A 19,380-nucleotide genomic window follows, 5' to 3' on the forward strand; every position below is an offset into this window, starting at 1 on the left:
CAAGTGACAGCTGCACCAAATATGCTACACACATTGCGCCGCTTCTTGTGCGAGATGCCGCGAGCCCCCGCAGCTGTGCGCGGCATACAAACAAAACCGCCGCACCCGGCGTTGTGCACGCGGGTACGGCGGTTTGGAGGAATTTGCCCTGAGTGATGCGGAACACTCAGGACTCAGGAATGCTTTGATTTGCGGGTGAAGAACCATCCGCAGGCCAGCAGCAGGGAGCCCAGGCTTGCCAGCACACCGGCCATCCAGCCGGTGGTGCCGGTCTGGGGCAGGGTGGGCACTGCCGGGGCAGCGGGCTGTGCGGCGGCGGGAGCTTCCGTGTGGGGAGCCTGAGCCGGAGCGTCGGATGCGGCGGCAGCTTCGGTGCCGTTGGTGTCGTCAGAGTCAGCCGGGGCTTCCGGGGCGGAGGCGTCTGCATCGGGGTCCGGTGCCAGAGAGATCTCTTCCACCGGCAGAACCGCCAATTCTGAGTTGCGGGTTTGTTGTAAAATAACCAAACGAAACCTCACCCGCCCAGAATGGCCTGCAGGTCGGCTTCCGGGGTGGCAATGGGCTTGAGGCCGTACCGTTCCTGCAGGGTGCGCACCACCCCCGGCGAGAGGAACGGGGGCAGGGTAGGCCCCAGCCGGATGTTCCGGATGCCCAGCGCCAGCAGCGCGATGAGGATGCACACGGCCTTCTGCTCAAACCAGCACAGCACCAGCGAGAGGGGCAGGTCGTTGACGCCGCAGCCAAAGGCGTCGGCCAGCGCCAATGCGATGCGGATGGCGCTGTAGGCGTCGTTGCACTGGCCCACGTCCAGGATGCGGGGCAGGCCGGTGCCCGGCACGGTGCCAAGGGGCAGGTCGTTCAGGCGGAACTTGCCGCAGGCCAGGGTCAGCAGGATGGTGTCGGGCGGGGTAAGGCGGGCAAACTCGGTGTAGTAGCGGCGGCTGGGCCGGGTGCCGTCGCAGCCGCCCACCAGAAAGAAGTGCCGCAGCTTACCGTCCCGCACCGCCTGCACGATCTCGTCCGCGTGCTGCAGCACGGCGGTACGGGCAAAACCGGTGGTCACCGTGGAGCCGCCGTTCAGGCCGGGCAGCAGGGTGTCCTGCGCGTAGCCGCCCAGCTCCAGCGCCTTTTCGATCACCGGGGAAAAGTCGCGCCCTTCGTCGATGTGGGGCACGCCGGGGTAAGCCACCACCGAGGTGGTGAACACCCGGTCGGCGTAGCTGGCGCGCAGGGGCATGATGCAGTTGGTGGTGAACAGGATGGGCGCGGGGATGTCCTCGAACTCCCGCTGCTGGTTCTGCCATGCGGTGCCAAAGTTGCCCTTGAGGTGGGGGTAGCGGCGCTTCAGCTCCGGGTAGCCGTGGGCGGGCAGCATCTCCGAGTGGGTGTAGACGTTGACGCCCCGGCCTGCAGTCTGTTCCAGCAGCTGCTGTGCGTCGTAGAGGTCGTGGCCGGAAATCACGATGAACGGCCCCTTTTCAATGGTCAGGGGCACCTGCACCGGTTCCGGATCGCCAAACGCGCCGGTGTTGGCCGCGTCCAGCAGCTCCATGCAGCGGTAGCTGGCTTCTCCTGTGGCCTGCACCAGCTGCCACAGGGCGTCGGTGGTCTGGCCGGGGTCGCCCACGGCCTGCAGGGCGGTACAGAAGAACCGGTCCAGCTCCGGGTCGATGCGGCCCAGCACCCGGGCGTGGTAGTTGTAGGCGGCCATGCCCCGCAGGCTGAACAACACAAAGCATTTCAGGCTGCGCCGGTCGGCATCCGGTTCCCGCCAGAGGGCCTGCATGTCGTAGTCCGGGCCGGTGCCGGGGCTGGCGTCGTGCACCCGGCGGGTCAGCGCGTCCACGGCGGCGGGGTCAAAGTTCACGTTGGTAATGGTGGTGAACAGCCCCTGCATCAGCAGCCGGGCCTGTTCCGGGGCCGGGCCGCGCCCCGCCGCGATGAGCTGCCCGGCAAATGCGATGAGCGCCCCGGTGAGCCGGTCCTGTGCGGCGGCTGTCTCGGCCGACTTGCCGCACACCCCCGCTGCGCCGGTGCAGGCGGTGCAGCCCGCCGCCTGCTCACACTGAAAACAAAACATCTGCTCGTCCATACAAAACTCCCTTTCTGCCATAAGATACTGCCAGTGTGGGCAGAGCGGGGCGGGGTTATACCCAAAAAGAGCCGCACCCCTGCGGGCGCGGCTCTTGGACGATGCAGTATGACTTAGTAGGTGATGCCCTGTGCCATCATGGCGGTAGCAACCTTCAGGAAGCCGGCGCAGTTTGCACCGACCATCAGATTGCCCTCAGAACCGGCAGCCACAGAAGCGTCGTAGGAAGCGTGGAAGATGCCCTCCATGATGCCCTTCAGCTTGGCATCCACTTCCTCAAAGCTCCAGCTCAGGCGCTCGGAGTTCTGGCTCATCTCCAGACCGGAGGTAGCTACGCCGCCTGCGTTGGAAGCCTTTGCGGGTCCGTACAGGATGCCGTTGGACAGGTAGACCTCGATAGCCTCCGGGGTGCTGGGCATGTTAGCGCCCTCGCAGACCACGGTGCAGCCGCCCTTTACCAGAGCCTCGGCAGACTCCTTGTTGATCTCGTTCTGGGTAGCGCAGGGCAGGGCGATGTCGCAGGGGACAGTCCAAACCTTGCTGCAATCAGCCACATAGGTTACACCCTCGTGGGTCTCGGCGTACTCCTTGATACGGCCGCGGCGCACTTCCTTCAGATCCTTGACGTAAGCCAGATCGATGCCGTTGGGGTCGTAGACGTAGCCGTTGGAGTCGGACATGGTAACCACCTTGGCGCCCATCTGGGTCGCCTTTTCGCAGGCGTAGATGGCCACGTTGCCGGAGCCGGAGATGACCACGGTCTTGCCCTCGAGGCTGTCGTTCCGCATGCACTTCAGAGCCTCAGCGGTAAAGTAGCACAGGCCGTAGCCGGTAGCCTGAGTACGGGCCAGAGAACCACCAAAGGTCAGGCCCTTGCCGGTGAGCATACCGCCCTGGAAGCTGTTGGTCAGGCGCTTGTACTGGCCGAACAGATAGCCAACCTCACGACCGCCCACGCCGATATCACCGGCAGGGCAGTCCACGAACTGGCCGATGTGGCGGTACAGCTCGGTCATGAAGCTCTGGCAGAAGCGCATCACTTCCATGTCGCTCTTGCCGTGGGGGTCAAAGTCAGAGCCGCCCTTGCCGCCGCCCATGGGCAGGGTGGTCAGGCTGTTCTTGAAGGTCTGCTCGAAGCCCAGGAACTTCAGGATGCCCTGATTGACAGAGGGATGGAAGCGCAGGCCGCCCTTGTAGGGGCCGATGGCGCTGTTGAACTGCACGCGGTAGCCGCGGTTCACCTGCACCTTACCGGCATCGTCCACCCAGGGCACACGGAAGGTGATGATGCGCTCCGGCTCCACCAGGCGCTCGATCAGACCGGCCTTCTCGTACTCGGGGTGCTTTTCCACAACGGGCTGGATGCTCTCCAGCACCTCGCGCACAGCCTGCAAAAACTCGGGCTCGTTGGCGTTGCGCTTTTCCAGACCCTCGTAAACACGCTTCAGATATTCATTCGTCAGCATAATAGAATACTCCTTTTCCCAATTACTCTATAAATTTGAAAAAGCGGAAATGCCTTTGCCCGCCGCACAGCGGGGATATCCTTGCAGATGCCGGGCGCTTCCGGTTCTCCATGCTTGCACGGCACGCCCGCACAAGCGGGCAATGCTTACTTTATTATTATAAAGCTTTGTGGTGGGTTTTACAATAGCAAAAAGCAGAATTTGTTTAAAAAAACAGATAAAAAGTCACAGCTGCTTCACAAAACGAAAATTAAAAGCCGGAATGCGCCGCGAACCTTGTTTTTTAAAGTGCGCTGCCGCCCCAAAGCCGCACGGAAAAGAATGTCTTTTCCGCAGCAGCGGGCTTTGGTAAGCAAAAAGCCCTGTGTCACAACGGGCACAGGGCGGGGTGCATTACTTCTTCAGCAGCTTTTCGCAGGCGTCTGCGGCGCCTTCCAAAAATTCGCCGCCATAGGTCTCGATCATGCCGGCGTCGGAAAGTTCTGCCAGTTTGGGGTCGATGGGGCACTTGGCCAGCACAGGCAGATGATGCTTTGCGGCCACCTCGTCCACATGGCTGTTGCCAAACACATTGATGTGCTTGCCGCAGTCCGGGCAGACGATGTAGCTCATGTTCTCCACGATGCCCAGCATGGGCACCTTCATCATCTCGGCCATGTTCACGGCCTTTGCCACGATCATGCTTACCAGCTCCTGCGGGCTTGCCACCACAACGATGCCATCCACCGGCAGGCTCTGGAACACGGTCAGGGGCACATCACCGGTGCCCGGGGGCATATCCACGAACAGGAAATCCACGTCCTTCCAGACCACATCGGTCCAGAACTGCTTGACCGCGCCGGCAATGACCGGGCCGCGCCACACAACGGGGTCTTCCTCGTTCTCCACCAACAGGTTGATGCTCATTACATCAATGCCCATGCGGCTCTGGATAGGCCAGCAGCCCTTGTCGTCCGCCATGGCACGGCCATGAATGCCGAACAGCTTGGGGATGGACGGGCCGGTGATATCGGCATCCAGAATACCGCAGTGGTAGCCGCGGCGGGCCATGGCACAGGCCAGCAGGGCGCTGGTCATGCTTTTGCCCACGCCGCCCTTACCGGAAACAACGCCGATGACCTTTTTCACACTGCTGTTAGGGTTGGGGGCATCGTGCTGCGGAGCGGCATCGCGGGAAGAACAGGCTGCACTGCAATTAGAGCAGTCATGGGTACATTCTTCGCTCATTCTCTTTGTCGCGCACGGCAGGGGCAGGACCCGGGCGGTGCGCTTCCTCCTTGCTCAAAATACAGGCAGGGAGCTTGCGCCCTGCCTGACCACTGTTAACTATACCATAAAAAGTGCGCAGAAACAACCCATAGCGCCGCTCATGTTTTGCAATGCTGCCGCATAGGCTGAACCGTGAACGCCCGTTCCGGGGCAGGGGGAGGTGCAGGGTGCGGCAGAACTACTTTAAAAATGCGGCGCTGCTTACCGGTTCGGACGTGGTGCTGCGGCTGGCAGGCATGGGGCTGCGCATCTGGCTGGCAAACGCCTTGGGCGGGGCGGGTATGGGGCTGTACCAGCTGGTGCTGGCGGTTTACGGGCTGTTCGTCACGCTGGCTACGGCGGGCATCTCGGTGGCGGCTACCCGGCTGCTGACCGAGGAGCTCAGCCGGGATAAGGCCGCTGCGCGCGGGATGCTAGTGCGGCTGGTGCTGGCAGGGCTGGGGCTGGGCGGGTTTGCCATGCTTGTCCAGCTTGCCACCGCAGGCCTTGCGGCAAAATGGTGGCTGGGGGATATCCGCGCCGCTGCCGCGCTGCGCACCTCGGCGCTGGGGCTGCCGTGGATGGCTGTCTCGGCGGTGCTGCGCGGCTTTTTTCTGGCGCGGCGACGGGTAGAGCCCAACGTGCTCAGCCAGCTGGCTGAGCAGACGGTGCGCATTGCCGCCGTGGTGTGGGCGCTTACCCGCACGCAGGGCTGGCCGGACGGCAGCCGCTGTGCGCTGGTGCTGGCCGCCACCGCCCTGAGCGAGGCCGTATCCACTACCCTGATGGCACTGTTTTACCGGCGGGAGGCGGTACGCTGCTTCGGCAGCACAGCGCCGCGCCCGCCAAGAGAGGTGTCCCGGCGGCTGTGGGAGATATTATGGCCGGTGGAGGGCGGCAGGGCGCTTTCCAGCGCGCTGCACACCGCCGAGAATATGCTGGTGCCCGCCTGCCTTGCGGTGTATCTGGCGGCTTCTGGCGGGCGCACCGCTGCGCTGGAGCAGTACGGCACCTTAAAGGGCATGGCACTGCCGCTGCTCAATTTCCCCTTCGGGCTGCTGGGCAGTCTAGCGGTTTTGCTGATGCCGGAGATCACGCAGGCGCATATCGAGGGGCAGACCGCCCGGCTGAACGCCCTGCTGGACCGGATGCTGCGGCTTACGGGGTACTTCTCCGCGCTGGCGGGTACGCTGTTCTGGGTGTGGGGCAGGCCGCTGGCGCAGCTGCTCTACCACAGCCCGGAGGCGGGGTTCTATCTGGAGACCCTTGCCCCGGCTATGCCGCTGATGTATCTGGAAAGCATGGTGGACGGTGCCATGAAGGGCATCGGGGAGCAGAAGGCTGCCTTCCGGTACAGCGTGTGGGACGCGGTGCTGCGCATTGGCGGGGTGGCGGTGCTGCTGCCCCGGTACGGGATGCGGGGCTTTCTGGCGGTGATATTGCTTTCCAGCTTTTACACCTGCGCGGCCAACACCGGGCGGCTGCTGCTTTCCAGCGGCACAGGGCACGCTTTCCGGCGCTGGCTGGGTGCGCCGCTGTTGGCGGCTGCCGCCGCCGGTGCGGCAGGGCGGGGCGTGCGTCGGGCGCTGGCGGGCTTTCCGGCTCAAGGGTTACCGGGGCAGCTTGCCGTGCTGACGGCGGGCGGCACAGTGACGGTCCTCGTGTATTTACTGGCGGCGCTGCCGCTGGGGCTTTGGGAGGAAGTGCGGGCGCTGCTGCGGCAGGCAAAGACCGGGAAAAACAGGGGAAAGTGATAAAAACGTAAATTTTCTGGACACAGGCGGGGATTGTGAGTATAATACAAACGTGTAGTTGTATCCTTCCGGCATTGCCGGGGAACACTGCCGAAAAAGCAGCGCAGGGCAAACCCTTGGCGCTGAGAGGAAAAAAGAGGATCGTAAGTGAAAGATAAAACCAAGAATACCCCGCAGGTGCTGCTGCGCCGTGCGCTGCTGGTGCTGCTGGATGCAGCCATTGTGGCATTCAGCTTTTATTTTGCTCTGCTGCTGCGGGCAGACGGTGCCGTGGAGGCCGTGTGGTGGCCCCACAACCGCGCCCTGCTGTACGAAAATCTGCCGTGGATCGTGGCGGTGTATATCGTCTGCTTTCTGGCGGGCGGGCTGTACTCGGTGCTGTGGAAGTACGCCGGCGAGCGGGATCTGATCCGCCTTGCCGGGATGATCGCCGTGCCCACCGCCGTGGTGTATGTGGTGAACCGCTGCCTTATCCACGGTGTGCTGTTCAATTCCGCAAACTGCATGGCCTCGGTGCTCATCTTTTTGTTTATCGGCGGCAGCCGTCTGGCTTGGCGGCTGTTTTTGAACCACCCGCTGGGTGAGCAGCTGCGCAAGGTGCCCGCCAAAGACCCCAACCGCCCTGTAATGATCGTGGGCGCGGGCGAAGCCGGTGCATGGGCCATCAACGTGTGCAAATCCAACAAGGAATACGGTCACGCTGTGGTGGCGGTGGATGATGACCCCACAAAGCTGAACCAGACCATCCACGGCGTACCGGTCAAGGGCACGCTGGAGGATATCCCGGAGCTGTGCAATCGCTACGGCATCCACAGCATCATCATTGCCATCCCTACCTTAAAGGGCAGCAAGCTGAGCCATGTCATCGACCTGTGCGTTAGCACTCACTGCGCGGTGCAGGTGCTCAGCGACCCGCAGCTGGTGGGCAGCGGCGCACCCCAGCAGGAGGTGTTCCGCGAGCTGAACCCCGCCGACTTCCTCTCCCGCGAGGAGGTCACGCTGGATACCGACAAAATCTCCGGCTACCTCACCGGCAAAACGGTGCTGGTAACGGGCGGCGGCGGCTCTATCGGCAGTGAGCTGTGCCGTCAGGTCATGCGCTTCAAGCCCGGCAAGCTGCTGATCTTTGATATCTACGAAAACTGCGCCTACGAGCTGCAGATGGAACTGCAGCAGAAGTACGGCCGCGATATCCCGGTCACGGTGCTCATTGGCTCTATCCGGGATAAAAAGCGTCTGGACGAGGTTTTTGATACCTACCACCCCACGGTGGTGTTCCATGCTGCGGCGCATAAGCACGTCCCGCTGATGGAGGTAAGCCCTGCCGAGGCGGTAAAGAACAATGTGCTGGGCACCAAAAACCTGCTGGTCAGCGCCAGCGAGCACGGGGTAGAGCGCTTTGTGCAGCTTTCCACCGATAAGGCCGTGAATCCCACCAGCGTCATGGGCTGCACCAAGCGCATCTGCGAGATGCTTATCCAGACCTTTGCGGGCAACACGGACATGAAGTGTGTGGCAGTGCGGTTCGGCAACGTGCTGGGCAGCCACGGCAGTGTTATCCCGCTGTTTGAAGCCCAGATCAAAAAAGGCGGGCCGGTCACCCTGACCGACCCCAACATCGTGCGCTACTTTATGACCATCCCGGAGGCAGCACAGCTGGTGCTGCAGGCGGGTGCACTGGCAGAGAGCGGCAATATCTATGTGCTGGATATGGGCGAGCCGGTGCGCATTATGGACTTGGCCAAGCAGCTCATCCGCTTTTACGGCTACGAACCGGGCGTGAATATGGAGATCAAGATCGTGGGCCTGCGCCCCGGTGAGAAGCTTTACGAAGAGCTGATGATGGACGAGGAGCAGGACAAGATGCGCCGCACCCAGCACAACAAGATCTTTGTGGCAAGCCCCCGTACCATTGATCTGGCTGAGTTCTACGAGCAGCTGCAGGCGCTGGAAGCCGCTGCTGCCCACAACGACGAGGGCGTGGTGCGCCAGCTGGCGGCTATGATCCCCACCTTTACCCCCACCCGGGAGAACCTGAAACTATAACAGCTGGAACTGCGGCACTGGGCCGCATGGGATAGACCGCAGACCGGAACATGCCGGGCTGCGCAAAACGAGAGGGATGTTATTATGGAAAAGAAACCGTTTCTGACCGAGGCGATGGCACAGGAGATCATCGAGGATGTGCCCACGCCGTTCCACGTCTACGACGAGAAGGGCATCCGGGAGAATGTCCGCCGCATCAACAAGGCCTTCAGCTGGAACAATGGCTTCAAGGAGTATTTTGCGGTCAAGGCACTGCCGAACCCTGTCATCCTGCAGATCCTCAAGGAGGAGGGCTGCGGCGTGGATTGCTCCTCCCTGACCGAGCTGATGCTCAGCGAGGTCTGCGGCTTTACCGGCCACGATATCATGTTCTCCTCCAACCAGACCCCTGTGGAGGATATGCAGAAGGCCTACGAGCTGGGCGCCTACATCAATCTGGACGACGCCACCATGGTGGAGTTTCTGGAGCGGGTGGCCGGTGTGCCGCAGGAGATCTTCTGCCGCTATAACCCCGGCGGAACCTTCCAGCTGGGCGAGAGCGAAGAGGGCTTTCAGGTCATGGACAAGCCCGGCGATGCCAAGTACGGTATGACCGAGCAGCAGATGATCGACAGCTACAAAAAGCTGATGCAGAAGGGCGCAAAACAGTTCGGCATCCATGCCTTCTTGGCCTCCAACACCATCTCGGACGCCTACTACCCGGAGCTGGCAGGCATCCTGTTCCAGCTGGCTGTCCGTGTGCAGCAGGCTACCGGTGCGCATATCAGCTACATCAACCTGTCCGGCGGCGTGGGCATCCCGTACCGCCCGGAGCAGACCGAGAACGACATCATGGCCATTGGCGAGGGTGTACGCCAGAAGTTTGAGGAGATCCTTGTGCCCGCAGGCATGGGCGATGTGGCCATCTTCACCGAGATGGGCCGCTTTACCACCGGCCCCTACGGTGCGCTGGTGTCCACCGTCATCCACGAAAAGCACATCTATAAGGAGTACATCGGTCTGGACGCCTGCGCTGCAAACCTGATGCGCCCCGCCATGTACGGCGCTTACCACCACATCACCGTGCTGGGCAAGGAGAACGAGCCCTGCGACCACAAGTACGACGTGGTGGGCGGTCTGTGCGAGAACAACGACAAGTTTGCCGTTGACCGGATGCTGCCCAAGATCGACATCGGGGATATCCTTTATATTCACGATACCGGTGCACATGGCTCCGCTATGGGCTACAACTACAACGGTAAGCTGCACTGCGCCGAGGTGCTGCTGTGCGAGGATGGCTCTCACCGGCTGATCCGCCGCGCCCAGACCCCCCGCGATTACTTTGCAACGCTGGACTTTTTGCCCTTTATGAAGCCCCTGTTTGAGGACTGATTCTGATAAAAACGAGGTGTGACCCATGTTTTTTGGCTTTCAGCTTACCCTTGGCCTGATGATGGCCTTTTACGGTTTTTCGGTGATGAAAAATCCCCGCGTGTGGGGCGATCAGGGGCGCAGGGCGGTCAAGGCCGAAAACTTTGAGGAATACTGCCGCCAGAACGGCCAGTTCTTTTTAAAGGCGGGCTGTGTTGTGGCGGTGATCGGTGCACTGGATGCTCTGGTCACGCTGGATGCGCTGCTGTACGCGCTGCTGTACATTTTTGGCTTGGCCTTTGCCTTCTACCCCCTTACCCGCTGGTGCAAGCAGAACGAGGGCTTCTCCTGGCCGTGGCCCCACGTCCAGAGCGAGAAAAAGCGCATCAAAGAGCTGCGCCGCGAGCAGGAAGAACAGCAGAATGAGGAAAAAGGGGAGAAGTGATCTTCCTGAATAGATAGCAAAAGAACAGCTCCCGGTCACGCCGCTGACGTGACCGGGAGCTGTTTTACTGTTTGCGGATAAGCGGGTGCTTACTCGGCATCCTTCGGGTCGGTCATCAATTCCTTGATGCTGGGCACAACGCCGCCCAGATTCTGCAGCTCAGAGGGGATGATGATCTTGGTAGCCTTGCCGTTGGCGACTTTAGCCAGCGCTTCAAGGCTGCGGATGGCCAGCACCTTGTCGCTGGGCATGGCCTCGTTCAGCAGACGGATGGCATCGGCGTTGGCCTTCTGCACAGCCAGAATGGCCTGCGCTTCGCCCTCGGCCTCCAGAATGCGCTGCTGCTTCACGGCATCGGCGCGCAGAATGGCGGCTTCCTTTTCGCCCTCTGCGGCGGTAATGGCGGCCTGCTTTTCACCGTCTGCCTTCAGGATGACGGCGCGCTTCTCGCGCTCAGCCTTCATCTGCTTTTCCATGGCTTCCTGAATCTCCCGCGGCGGGATGATGTTCTTCACCTCCACGCGGTTCACCTTGATGCCCCACTTATCGGTGGCTTCGTCAAGGATGGCGGTGATCTTGCCGTTGATGACATCGCGGCTGGTCAGGGTGTGATCCAGTTCCATCTCACCGATGATGTTGCGCAGGGTGGTGGCAGAAAGGCTCTCGATGGCGGCAATGGGCTGGTTGACACCGTAGGTGTACAGCTTTGCGTCCATGACCTGAAAGAACACCACGGTGTCGATCTGCATGGTCACGTTATCGCGGGTGATCACAGGCTGAGGGGGAAAGTCTGCAACCTGCTCCTTCAGGCTTACCTTTTTGGCAATGCGCTCAATAAAGGGAATCTTGACGTGCAGGCCGGCAGTCCATGTATCGGAGTAGCTGCCCAGCCGCTCAATGACATATACCTTGGACTGCGGCACGATGACGATGTTGGAAACAATGACCAGCACCAGAACAAAAACAAGCGCAAGGATGACAAAAAACAGAACCATAGTGCATCTCCTTTGTCAGGTTGTTGTGTGGGGGTTACGGCTTTCGGTCAGAACAGGCTCTACGATGAGCAGGGTGCTGTGGATCTCGGTAACGCGGCAAAGCGCACCGGGGCCAAGGGTGTCGCCGGGGGTGGCGCAGCGGGCATTCCAGTCCACGCCGTCCAGCCGCACCCGGCCGGGGACTTCGGCGGTGACAGGGGAAAGCACGATGGCCTCTCGTCCCAGATTGCGGTCGCCGTTGGTGGCGGTATGCTTGAGCCGCAGCTTTGCCGCCAGCGGGCGGAAGGCTGCAAGGCACAGGATACTTACCACCAGAAAGACCACCGCCTGTACCCGGAACGACCCGGTGAACACACAGCACAGCAACGCGGCGGCAGAGCCGATGGCAAACCAGATGGAGGTCATATTAAAGGTACTGGCCTCCAGTGCCAGAAAGCCCACGGCTGCAGCCAGCCAGAGAATAGGGGAGATCTGCATGGTATGTTACCTCCTTATGCTGCTATTATACGGCATCCCCTTGGGGGAATGTCAAGAGCTTTTTACTGGAACGTTGCACAGAAAACAAAATATAGACAAAAATGGAAAAGAAAGGATGAAAATGGGACAGCAAAACACCCAAAAGGTATTTCGCTGTCCCGAAAAATTGATTTACTGGATATCGTAGTAGCTGTGGTTGGGGTTGTGACCGTTTTCCTCCACCACGATGGTAAAGCCCATGGGGTTTACCTCGGTGTGCTTGCCACTGGCCAGCGGCTCCACGATGATGTGCTCAGAGCGGTTCACGATGATCTCCGCAGTCTCGGTCTTACCGATGCGCTGGTAGTGCAAAATGCCGTCCTCAGCCCGCAGCACCCGCAGTTCACCGGTGCGGAAGGCCTCGCAGCTGTGGCGCAGCTGCGCCAGCTGTGCCAGCACCGGGCGCAGCCGCTCCTCGTGGCTGTCCCAGCAGAAGAAGGCGCGGTTGAAGGGGTCGCGGTAGCCCTGCATCCCGATCTCATCGCCGTAGTACAGGCATGGTACGCCGGGCAGGGTGTAGATGATGGCATACGCCATGCGCAGGCGCAGCATCCCTTCCTCGTAGGCTTCGCCGGTCACGCTGCGGCCGCTCTGCCACTCCCGGCCGCGTCCGTTGGCGGGCTCGTCCGCAATCACGGTCAGGGCACGCTCGGTGTCGTGGGTGGACAAAAAGTTCAGTGCCGTGTTGATGGCAGGGGCAGGGTAGTGCTCGCAGATGGAAAGGATCTCGTTGGCGGCCTGCTGGGCGGGCTTTCCCTTTACAAAATCCAGCACGGAGTTCTTGAAGGGGTAGTTCATCACGCTGTCCAGCCCCTTGCCCAGCAGGTAGGTGCGGCGGTGGTCAAAGCCGAACTTGGTTGTGGCGTCCTCCCATACCTCGCCCAGTAAAAACTTCTCCGGGCTTACCCGCTTGACGGCGGTGCGGATCTTCTCGATGAACGCGTCCGGCAGCTCATCGGCCACATCCAGCCGGAAACCGGCAGCACCCCGGCGCAGCCATGTGTCGATGACGCCGCCCTCGCCGGTGATGAACTCCACAAAGGAGGGGGTCTCCTCGTTGACCTCCGGCAGGGTCTCGAAGCCCCACCAGCTGCGGTAGCCGCCCTTGTACTTGGGGTCAAAGTCGTACCAACTGCGGTAGGGGGAGTTGGGGTCGCGGTAAGCGCCGCCCTCGCCGTAGCGTCCCTCGCGGTTGAAATACCGGCTGTCGGAGCCGGTGTGGCTGAACACACCGTCCAGTACGATGCCGATGCCGTACTTGGCGGCCTCGCGGCAGAGCACCTCAAACTCTTCGTTGGTTCCCAGCAGCGGATCCACGTTCAGGTAGTCGGCGGTGTTGTAGCGGTGGTTGGAGTGCGCTTCAAAGATGGGGTTCAGGTACAGGTAATCCACGCCCATCTCCCGCAGGTAGGGCAGCTTTATGCGGATGCCCTCTAAATCGCCGCCGAAGTAGTCCTCGTTCAGGTGGCCGCCGGTCTCGTTGGGCTGCCAGAAGGGTTCGGCGTGCTTATCGGCCTGATACAGCCGGTCCGGGAAGGGCATGGGCTTGTTCTCAATGCCTTCACAGAACCGATCCGGGAAGATCTGGTAGAACACCTTGCCCTTGATGCACTCCGGCGTCTGGAAATCCGGCTCGTAGACCGTGATCTGCCAGCTTTCGCCCTCCTGCCAGCTGACAACGCCGCAGTTGTCTGCCCCGCGCACGATGCGGCGGAAGTCAGTATACAGGTCAAAGTAATAAAAGTATAAGCCCGGGTCGCCCAGCATAACGTCCACCGAAAAATGGTTCTGATGGGGTGTCTGACCGTCAAATTTCATGCGGTAGTGCACGGGCACATCGTATTTGCCCTCCTTTTGCAGTACAAGGTGCGGGTCCACATAGCCCAGCTCCTCGGGAATGCACAGGGCCAGGTGCACGGTCTGCCCGGCGCGCACGGCACCAAAGGGCTGCTTAAAGTAGGGGTCGTAGCTGTTGAACAGACAAGACAAAAAAGATCGTCCTTTCTCAAAAAAGCCCCGGCGGGCGAAATGCCACCGGGGCTTTGCGGTTTTACAAAGGGAAATTACTTGCCCATGGGCACGGGGGAAGCGTACCAGATATCGCGGGCGTAGTCCAGCACGGCGCGGTCTGCGCTGAAGATGCCGCTGTTGGCAATGTTCTTCAGGCTCATGCGGGCCCAGGTCTCGCGGTCAGCATACAGCTTCTGCAGGTCGGCCTGTGCACGGCGGTAGTCCTTGAAGTCGGCCATGACCATGTACGGGTCGCTGCTGCGCAGGTTCTCGGTGACCTCGTGGAAGTTCTCGCCGTTCCAGCCGCGCTCCAGGAAGTTCAGGGCGCTGTTGGCCACATCGTCGCCCATGATAAAGGCGTTGGGGTGGTAGCCCACCTGCTTCAGGTTGTTCACCTCGGGGGTCAGCATACCGAAGATCAGCTCGTTCTCCTTGCCGGCAGCATCGGCGATCTCCACGTTTGCACCGTCCAGAGTGCCCAGCGTGATGGCGCCGTTCAGCATGAACTTCATGTTGCCGGTACCGGAAGCCTCGGTGCCTGCCAGAGAGATCTGCTCAGAGACCTCAGCGGCGGGCATCAGATGCTCGCTCAGGGAGACGCAGTACTCCTCCAGATAGACCACGCGCAGCTTGTCGCGCACAGCGGGGTCGTTGTTGATCAGATCGCCCAGCTTGCAGATCATGCGGATCATCTGCTTTGCCATGTAGTAGCCGGGAGCAGCCTTTGCGCCGAAGATGTAGGTCTTGGGGATAAAGTCGGCGTTGGGGTTCTCCTTCAGGTACAGGTACTGTGCAGCGATGTTCAGCGCATTCAGGTGCTGGCGCTTGTACTCGTGCATACGCTTGACCTGACAGTCAAAGATGGAATTGGGGTCGATGACCTGACCGGTGCTCTTTGCCAGATAGCTTGCAAAATCCTTCTTGTTGGCCAGCTTGATCTCGTTCAGCTTCTTCAGCACGGTCTTGTCGTCAGCGTACTTGTTCAGCTTGGTCAGATCGGAAGCATCGTGCTTGTAGCCGTCGCCGATGGTCTCGTCCAGCAGCTTGCACAGGCCGGGGTTAGAGGCCAGCAGCCAGCGGCGGTATGCAATGCCGTTGGTCACGTTCTTGAAGGCGTTGGGCTTGAACAGGTAGTAATCGTGGAAAACGCTCTCCTTGATGATCTCGCTGTGCAGCTTGGAAACGCCGTTGATGCTGTTGGCAGTGTAGGCGCAGATATTGGCCATGCGCACCTGATTGTCGCCGATCAGTGCCATGTAGTCGATCTTGCCCTGATCGCCGGGGAAGGCCTTTGCCAGCTCCTCGCGGGCGCGGCGGTCCATCTCCACCACGATCTGGTAGATGCGGGGCAGGGTCATCTTGAAGATGTCCACGTTCCACTTTTCCAGAGCTTCGGCCATAACGGTGTGGTTGGTGTAGGAGAACACCTTCTGGCAGATGCTGAAGGCCTTGTCCCAGTCAAAGCCGCACTCGTCCAGCAGGATGCGCATCATTTCGGGGATGGCCAGGGTGGGGTGGGTGTCGTTCAGCTGGATGGCGACCTTGTCGGGCAGGTTCTCCAGCGTAGCGTAGCTGGACAGATGGTTCTGCACGATATCACCGATAGAAGCAGCGGACAGGAAGTACTGCTGGCGCAGGCGCAGGATCTTGCCCTCAACATGGTTGTCGTTGGGGTACAGCACCTTGGAGATGAGCTCGGCGTTGGCGTTCTTGCTCATAGCGGTGTTGTAGTTGCCCAGAGAGAAGCTGGACATATCAAAGTCCGGGGCCTTTGCCTGCCACAGACGCAGCTTTGCAACGCCCTTTCCATCGTAGCCCTGCACATACATATCGGAGGGAATGGCCATGACGCTGTTGTAGTTGGTGTGCTGGATGTAGTGGAAGCCGTTGTCCCAGTTCTCGTGGATCTCGCCGTCAAAACGGATCTCCACAGCCTGATCCGGGTGGCTCTTCAGCCACACCTGACCGCCGGGCAGCCAGGTGTCGGCGCGCTCCTGCTGCCAGCCGTCCACGATCTTCTGCTTGAAGATGCCGTACTCGTACAGGATGGAGTAGCCGGTGCCGCAGATATCGGTGGTGGCCATGCCGTCCAGATAGCAGGCTGCCAGACGGCCCAGACCGCCGTTGCCAAGGCCTGCATCGGGCTCTTCCTCAAAAATGCTGTCCAGATTGATGTCGGCGTCAGCCAGTGCCTTCTTGGCAACCTCGTCCAGACCCAGATTGAACAGGCTCATCTTCAGGCTGCGGCCCATCAAAAACTCCATGCAGAGGTAGTAGACCTGCTTGGTGCCGGTGCCGATGGCCTTGGACTGGAACTTTTTGTGGTTCTCGCTCATCATCTGACGGCAGATCAGAGCCAGAGAACGGTAGATCTGCTGGTTGGATGCAACATTCAGCTCCACACCGTACTCACTGGTGAGCTTGTCCTGAAGAATTTTGCCAAATTCTTTTGATGTCATAGTGTGCTCCTATCCGCATAAGCGTTTGCTTTGCTAAAATAATTGAGTAGATAATAGCAGCAGAAACGTTCCCTCTTTCGCCCGGCTGCCAACATAACAACGTTATTATAATATGAACGATTTATAAATGCAAGGAAACAGGCGCTTTTTTTCCGTAACTGCTATTTTTTTAGACCACTTTCTGACAAATATGCCGAAATTTCAAAAATTCCACTTTTTCTTGCGGCGTATTTATATTATAATAGAAGGCAGAACTGAGTAGCGAAACTTTTTTCGGGGAGTAATTCCGGCAGTAATGGCACAGGAAACTCCATCGAAACGTTTTCAAATGCCGAAACGTTACCGGGAACGGTACCAAATCCCGGCAAAAAACAGAACAAACGGCCTTGCGCCGTACAGATACAGGATAAAAAAGGGGAAAACACTATGGTAAACAAGGTAAGGGTCAACATCGCGGGCACACCGTATGCCATCGCCACCACAGATTCGGAAAAGTACATCCTGGGTCTTGCCAAAAAGCTGGACGAGGATATCACAAAGCTGCTGGACACCAACGACAACCTCTCGGTGACCAAGGCGGCGGTGTTCTGCGCGATGGATTATCTGGATGAATACCGCAAGAGCACCGGCAGCGCCGAGAATATGCGCAGTCAGATTCAGGACTACATCGCAGATGCAGCCCGGGCAAAGCTGGCCGAGGATAAGGCGCTGGCCGAGAATGCCGTGCTGCGCCGGGAAGCTGCCGCTCTGCGGGAGCAGCTGGCCAAGGAGCGCCAGCGCGAGACCCGCCGGGAGGAGCGCGCCGCCCGCGCTGCGGCAGAGACTGCACAGGAGCAGCCCGCCCCGGAAGCCCCGGCGGCAGACAGTGCGCAGGCAGACGAGACCAACTGAATGTACCTTATATAAATAGAAGTCAGAAGGAGAACTATGGCAAGGATCGAGATCTTAGCCCCGGTGGGCAGTGAAGAAATGCTCCGCGCGGCGGTGTTCAGCGGCGCAGACGCAGTATATCTGGGTTTTTCGGGTTTCAACGCCCGCACGGGTGCCGGCAACTTTGACGCAGACAGTCTGCAGGAAGCCGTGCGCTTCTGCCACGCCCGGGGCGTGGCGGTGCACGTTGCGCTGAATACGACCGTGTACGGCACCGAACTGTCAGCGCTGGAACAGGCTATCCGGGCGGTAGCAGCCAGCGGTGCGGATGCAGTCATCTGTCAGGATCTGGCAGTGGCTACTTTAATTGGTAAAATTGCCCCGCAGCTGCCCCGGCACGGCTCTACCCAGATGAGCGTCCACACCCTGCAAGGCGCACTGGAACTGAAGGAGCTGGGCTTTACCCGGGTGGTGCTGGCGCGTGAGCTGAGCCTGCCCGAGGTGGAGCACATCACAAAGCACTGCGGCATCGAGACCGAGTGCTTCATCCACGGTGCGCTGTGCATGAGCGTGAGCGGCCAGTGCTATATGTCCGCCTTTCTGGGCGGGCGCAGCGGCAACCGGGGCTCCTGTGCGGGCCCCTGCCGCCTGCCCTTTGAAGCCAACGCCCTGCCGGAGGGCAAGCCCGGACGGCTGCATCACCTCTCCCTTAAGGATAACTCCGCCATCGACAAGCTGGACAAGCTGCAGGCGCTTGGCGTAGCATCGGCAAAGATCGAGGGACGTCTGCGCACGCCGGAGTATGTGGCGGCGGCGGTCAGCGCTTGTCTGGCAGGCCGCGAGGGCCGCGCCTACGACCGCGACCTGCTGAAGAACGCCTTCAGCCGCTCCGGTTTCACCTCTGGCTATTTGGACGGAAAAATCGACGGCACCATGTTCGGTGTGCGCAGCGAAGCTGACGCCGAGCTGACCAAAAAGACCCTGCCCATGCTGCGCGAACTTTACCGCCGCGAGCGCTCCCGCGTGCCGGTGCAGATGAAGCTGGAAATCGAGGAAGGCGGCGAAAAGCTGACCGTCACCGATGCCGATGGCAACAAGGCCTTTGCCTATGGAGATGCCGAGCCGCAGCCTGCCCGCACCGACCCCACCGAGAGCCTGAACCGCAGCTTGGCCAAGACCGGCGGCACGCCCTTTGCGGCAGAGAAGATCACGGTGGAAATGGACGGCGGGCCGTGGTTCATCCCCGGCAGTGCCGTGAACGAGCTGCGTCGGGAAGCACTGGACGCCCTGCTCAAAAAGCGGGAGGTGCTGCGACCCTGGCCTACCTCCGAGGAGCACGTTGCCGCCCTGCCGCAGCGCACCCTGCCGCCCCGCCGCACCCTGCGCGCCCGGTTCGAGCGCTGGGAGCAGGTGCCGGAACGGGCGCTTGACGGGGTGGAGTACCTCATTCTGCCCATTGCGCAGGCCGACCGTGTGCCCCGGGAATGGCGGGCAAAGACCCTTCTGGAGCTGCCCCGGGTCATGTTCGGTGCGCTGGAGCAGGACACCGCCCGCCGCATCGCAGCCACGCAGGACGCGGGCTTTGCCGGGTACGAGGTCAGCAACATCGCCCACCTGCGCCTGTGCCGTGGCTTGCCTATGACCGGCGGCTTCGGGCTGAACATCACCAACAACGTGGCGGCGCAGTTCTATGCGGAGCAGGGGCTTTCCAGTCTGCTCATCCTGCCGGAGGTGAAGGACAGCGATATTGCGTCCATTGCGCCCACCCGGAACGGTAAGCCTGTGCCCACCGGCGTAATGATCTACGGCCATATGCCACTGATGCTTACCCGCGCTTGCCCGCTGCAAAATATCCACGACTGTGCCCACTGCGACAAGACCGGTGTGCTGACCGACCGCAAGGCCAAAAAGTTCCCAGTGCGGTGCGGCCTTGGGGTGCGCACCATCTATAACCCGGTGCCCATCTATATGGGCGATAAGCCCGGCGCACTGGCGGTGGACTATGGCGTGGCCTACTTTACACTGGAATCCTGCGAGGAGGCGGCGCAGATTCTGGACAGCATCCGCACCCACGCCCCCTTTGAGGGCGAGTTTACCCGCGGCCTGTATTTTAAAGGAACGAACTAACA

General features: G+C 60.6%; 14 protein-coding genes. 6 read left to right on the top strand and 8 right to left on the bottom strand.

Annotated features, from left to right (window positions below):
- Positions 1-173 precede the first annotated feature (173 nt).
- From MTP36_RS06505 to MTP36_RS06520, 4 genes are all read right to left on the bottom strand, one after another.
- Entirely contained in the window at positions 174-458 is a 285-nt protein-coding gene (locus MTP36_RS06505; RefSeq protein ID WP_044960260.1) for an LPXTG cell wall anchor domain-containing protein, read from the bottom strand.
- Positions 459-514: 56 nt separating this feature from the next.
- A complete protein-coding gene (hcp, locus tag MTP36_RS06510) occupies positions 515-2,092 on the bottom strand; it encodes a hydroxylamine reductase (RefSeq protein ID WP_044960262.1) in 1,578 nt (525 codons plus the stop codon).
- A gap of 113 nt (positions 2,093-2,205) precedes the next feature.
- A complete protein-coding gene (gene gdhA / locus MTP36_RS06515) occupies positions 2,206-3,558 on the bottom strand; it encodes an NADP-specific glutamate dehydrogenase (RefSeq protein ID WP_249254200.1) in 1,353 nt (450 codons plus the stop codon).
- Positions 3,559-3,951: 393 nt separating this feature from the next.
- Positions 3,952-4,785, bottom strand: coding sequence for an Mrp/NBP35 family ATP-binding protein (locus MTP36_RS06520; RefSeq protein WP_015537868.1), 834 nt, complete (start codon positions 4,783-4,785; stop codon positions 3,952-3,954).
- A 209-nt stretch (positions 4,786-4,994) separates the two neighbouring features.
- On the opposite strand from MTP36_RS06520, the gene MTP36_RS06525 reads away from it, so the two are divergent.
- The 4 genes from MTP36_RS06525 (at position 4,995) to MTP36_RS06540 (ending at position 10,401) form a co-directional block, all read left to right on the top strand.
- Positions 4,995-6,560, top strand: a complete 1,566-nt coding sequence (locus MTP36_RS06525) for an oligosaccharide flippase family protein (RefSeq protein ID WP_249254201.1) — start codon at positions 4,995-4,997, stop codon at positions 6,558-6,560.
- A 147-nt stretch (positions 6,561-6,707) separates the two neighbouring features.
- Complete coding sequence (locus MTP36_RS06530) at positions 6,708-8,606, top strand: polysaccharide biosynthesis protein (protein ID WP_249254202.1); 1,899 nt, start codon at positions 6,708-6,710, stop codon at positions 8,604-8,606.
- Between the two features lie 84 nt (positions 8,607-8,690).
- Entirely contained in the window at positions 8,691-9,977 is a 1,287-nt protein-coding gene (locus MTP36_RS06535; protein WP_249254203.1) for a diaminopimelate decarboxylase, read from the top strand.
- 25 nt (positions 9,978-10,002) lie between these two features.
- On the top strand, positions 10,003-10,401 hold the full coding sequence (locus MTP36_RS06540; RefSeq protein WP_249254204.1) for a hypothetical protein: 399 nt from the start codon (positions 10,003-10,005) through the stop codon (positions 10,399-10,401).
- Between the two features lie 89 nt (positions 10,402-10,490).
- Here the strand turns inward: MTP36_RS06540 and MTP36_RS06545 are convergent, their stop codons facing one another.
- The 4 genes from MTP36_RS06545 to MTP36_RS06560 all read right to left on the bottom strand — a co-directional run bounded on the left by MTP36_RS06545 (position 10,491) and on the right by MTP36_RS06560 (position 16,381).
- Complete coding sequence (locus MTP36_RS06545; protein WP_005923470.1) at positions 10,491-11,396, bottom strand: SPFH domain-containing protein; 906 nt, start codon at positions 11,394-11,396, stop codon at positions 10,491-10,493.
- Positions 11,397-11,411: 15 nt separating this feature from the next.
- Positions 11,412-11,873, bottom strand: a complete 462-nt coding sequence (locus MTP36_RS06550; RefSeq protein ID WP_055185021.1) for an NfeD family protein — start codon at positions 11,871-11,873, stop codon at positions 11,412-11,414.
- Between the two features lie 171 nt (positions 11,874-12,044).
- The gene (locus tag MTP36_RS06555) at positions 12,045-13,901 is read right to left on the bottom strand and encodes a glycoside hydrolase family 13 protein (RefSeq protein ID WP_249254206.1); all 1,857 of its coding nucleotides are present in this window, start codon (positions 13,899-13,901) and stop codon (positions 12,045-12,047) included.
- A 74-nt stretch (positions 13,902-13,975) separates the two neighbouring features.
- Positions 13,976-16,381 (bottom strand): glycogen/starch/alpha-glucan phosphorylase, encoded by a 2,406-nt coding sequence (locus MTP36_RS06560; protein ID WP_249254207.1) that lies wholly within the window; start codon positions 16,379-16,381, stop codon positions 13,976-13,978.
- Positions 16,382-16,807: 426 nt separating this feature from the next.
- On the opposite strand from MTP36_RS06560, the gene MTP36_RS06565 reads away from it, so the two are divergent.
- Positions 16,808-17,272, top strand: coding sequence for a cell division protein ZapA (locus MTP36_RS06565; RefSeq protein ID WP_055185026.1), 465 nt, complete (start codon positions 16,808-16,810; stop codon positions 17,270-17,272).
- Between the two features lie 36 nt (positions 17,273-17,308).
- A complete protein-coding gene (locus MTP36_RS06570; RefSeq protein WP_249254208.1) occupies positions 17,309-19,378 on the top strand; it encodes a U32 family peptidase in 2,070 nt (689 codons plus the stop codon).
- The last annotated feature ends 2 nt before the right edge of the window (positions 19,379-19,380 follow it).

Origin of the sequence: Faecalibacterium sp. I4-1-79 (assembly GCF_023347235.1) — a bacterium.
GTDB lineage: Bacteria > Bacillota > Clostridia > Oscillospirales > Ruminococcaceae > Faecalibacterium > Faecalibacterium tardum.

Coding starts and splice junctions, on each gene's coding strand:
- hcp (WP_044960262.1), bottom strand. CDS start 2,092: ATGGACGAGCAGATGTTTTGTTTTCAGTGTGAGCAGGCGGCGGGCTGC.
- MTP36_RS06520 (WP_015537868.1), bottom strand. CDS start 4,785: ATGAGCGAAGAATGTACCCATGACTGCTCTAATTGCAGTGCAGCCTGT.
- MTP36_RS06565 (WP_055185026.1), top strand. CDS start 16,808: ATGGTAAACAAGGTAAGGGTCAACATCGCGGGCACACCGTATGCCATC.
- MTP36_RS06560 (WP_249254207.1), bottom strand. CDS start 16,381: ATGACATCAAAAGAATTTGGCAAAATTCTTCAGGACAAGCTCACCAGT.
- gdhA (WP_249254200.1), bottom strand. CDS start 3,558: ATGCTGACGAATGAATATCTGAAGCGTGTTTACGAGGGTCTGGAAAAG.
- MTP36_RS06570 (WP_249254208.1), top strand. CDS start 17,309: ATGGCAAGGATCGAGATCTTAGCCCCGGTGGGCAGTGAAGAAATGCTC.
- MTP36_RS06535 (WP_249254203.1), top strand. CDS start 8,691: ATGGAAAAGAAACCGTTTCTGACCGAGGCGATGGCACAGGAGATCATC.
- MTP36_RS06540 (WP_249254204.1), top strand. CDS start 10,003: ATGTTTTTTGGCTTTCAGCTTACCCTTGGCCTGATGATGGCCTTTTAC.
- MTP36_RS06550 (WP_055185021.1), bottom strand. CDS start 11,873: ATGCAGATCTCCCCTATTCTCTGGCTGGCTGCAGCCGTGGGCTTTCTG.
- MTP36_RS06545 (WP_005923470.1), bottom strand. CDS start 11,396: ATGGTTCTGTTTTTTGTCATCCTTGCGCTTGTTTTTGTTCTGGTGCTG.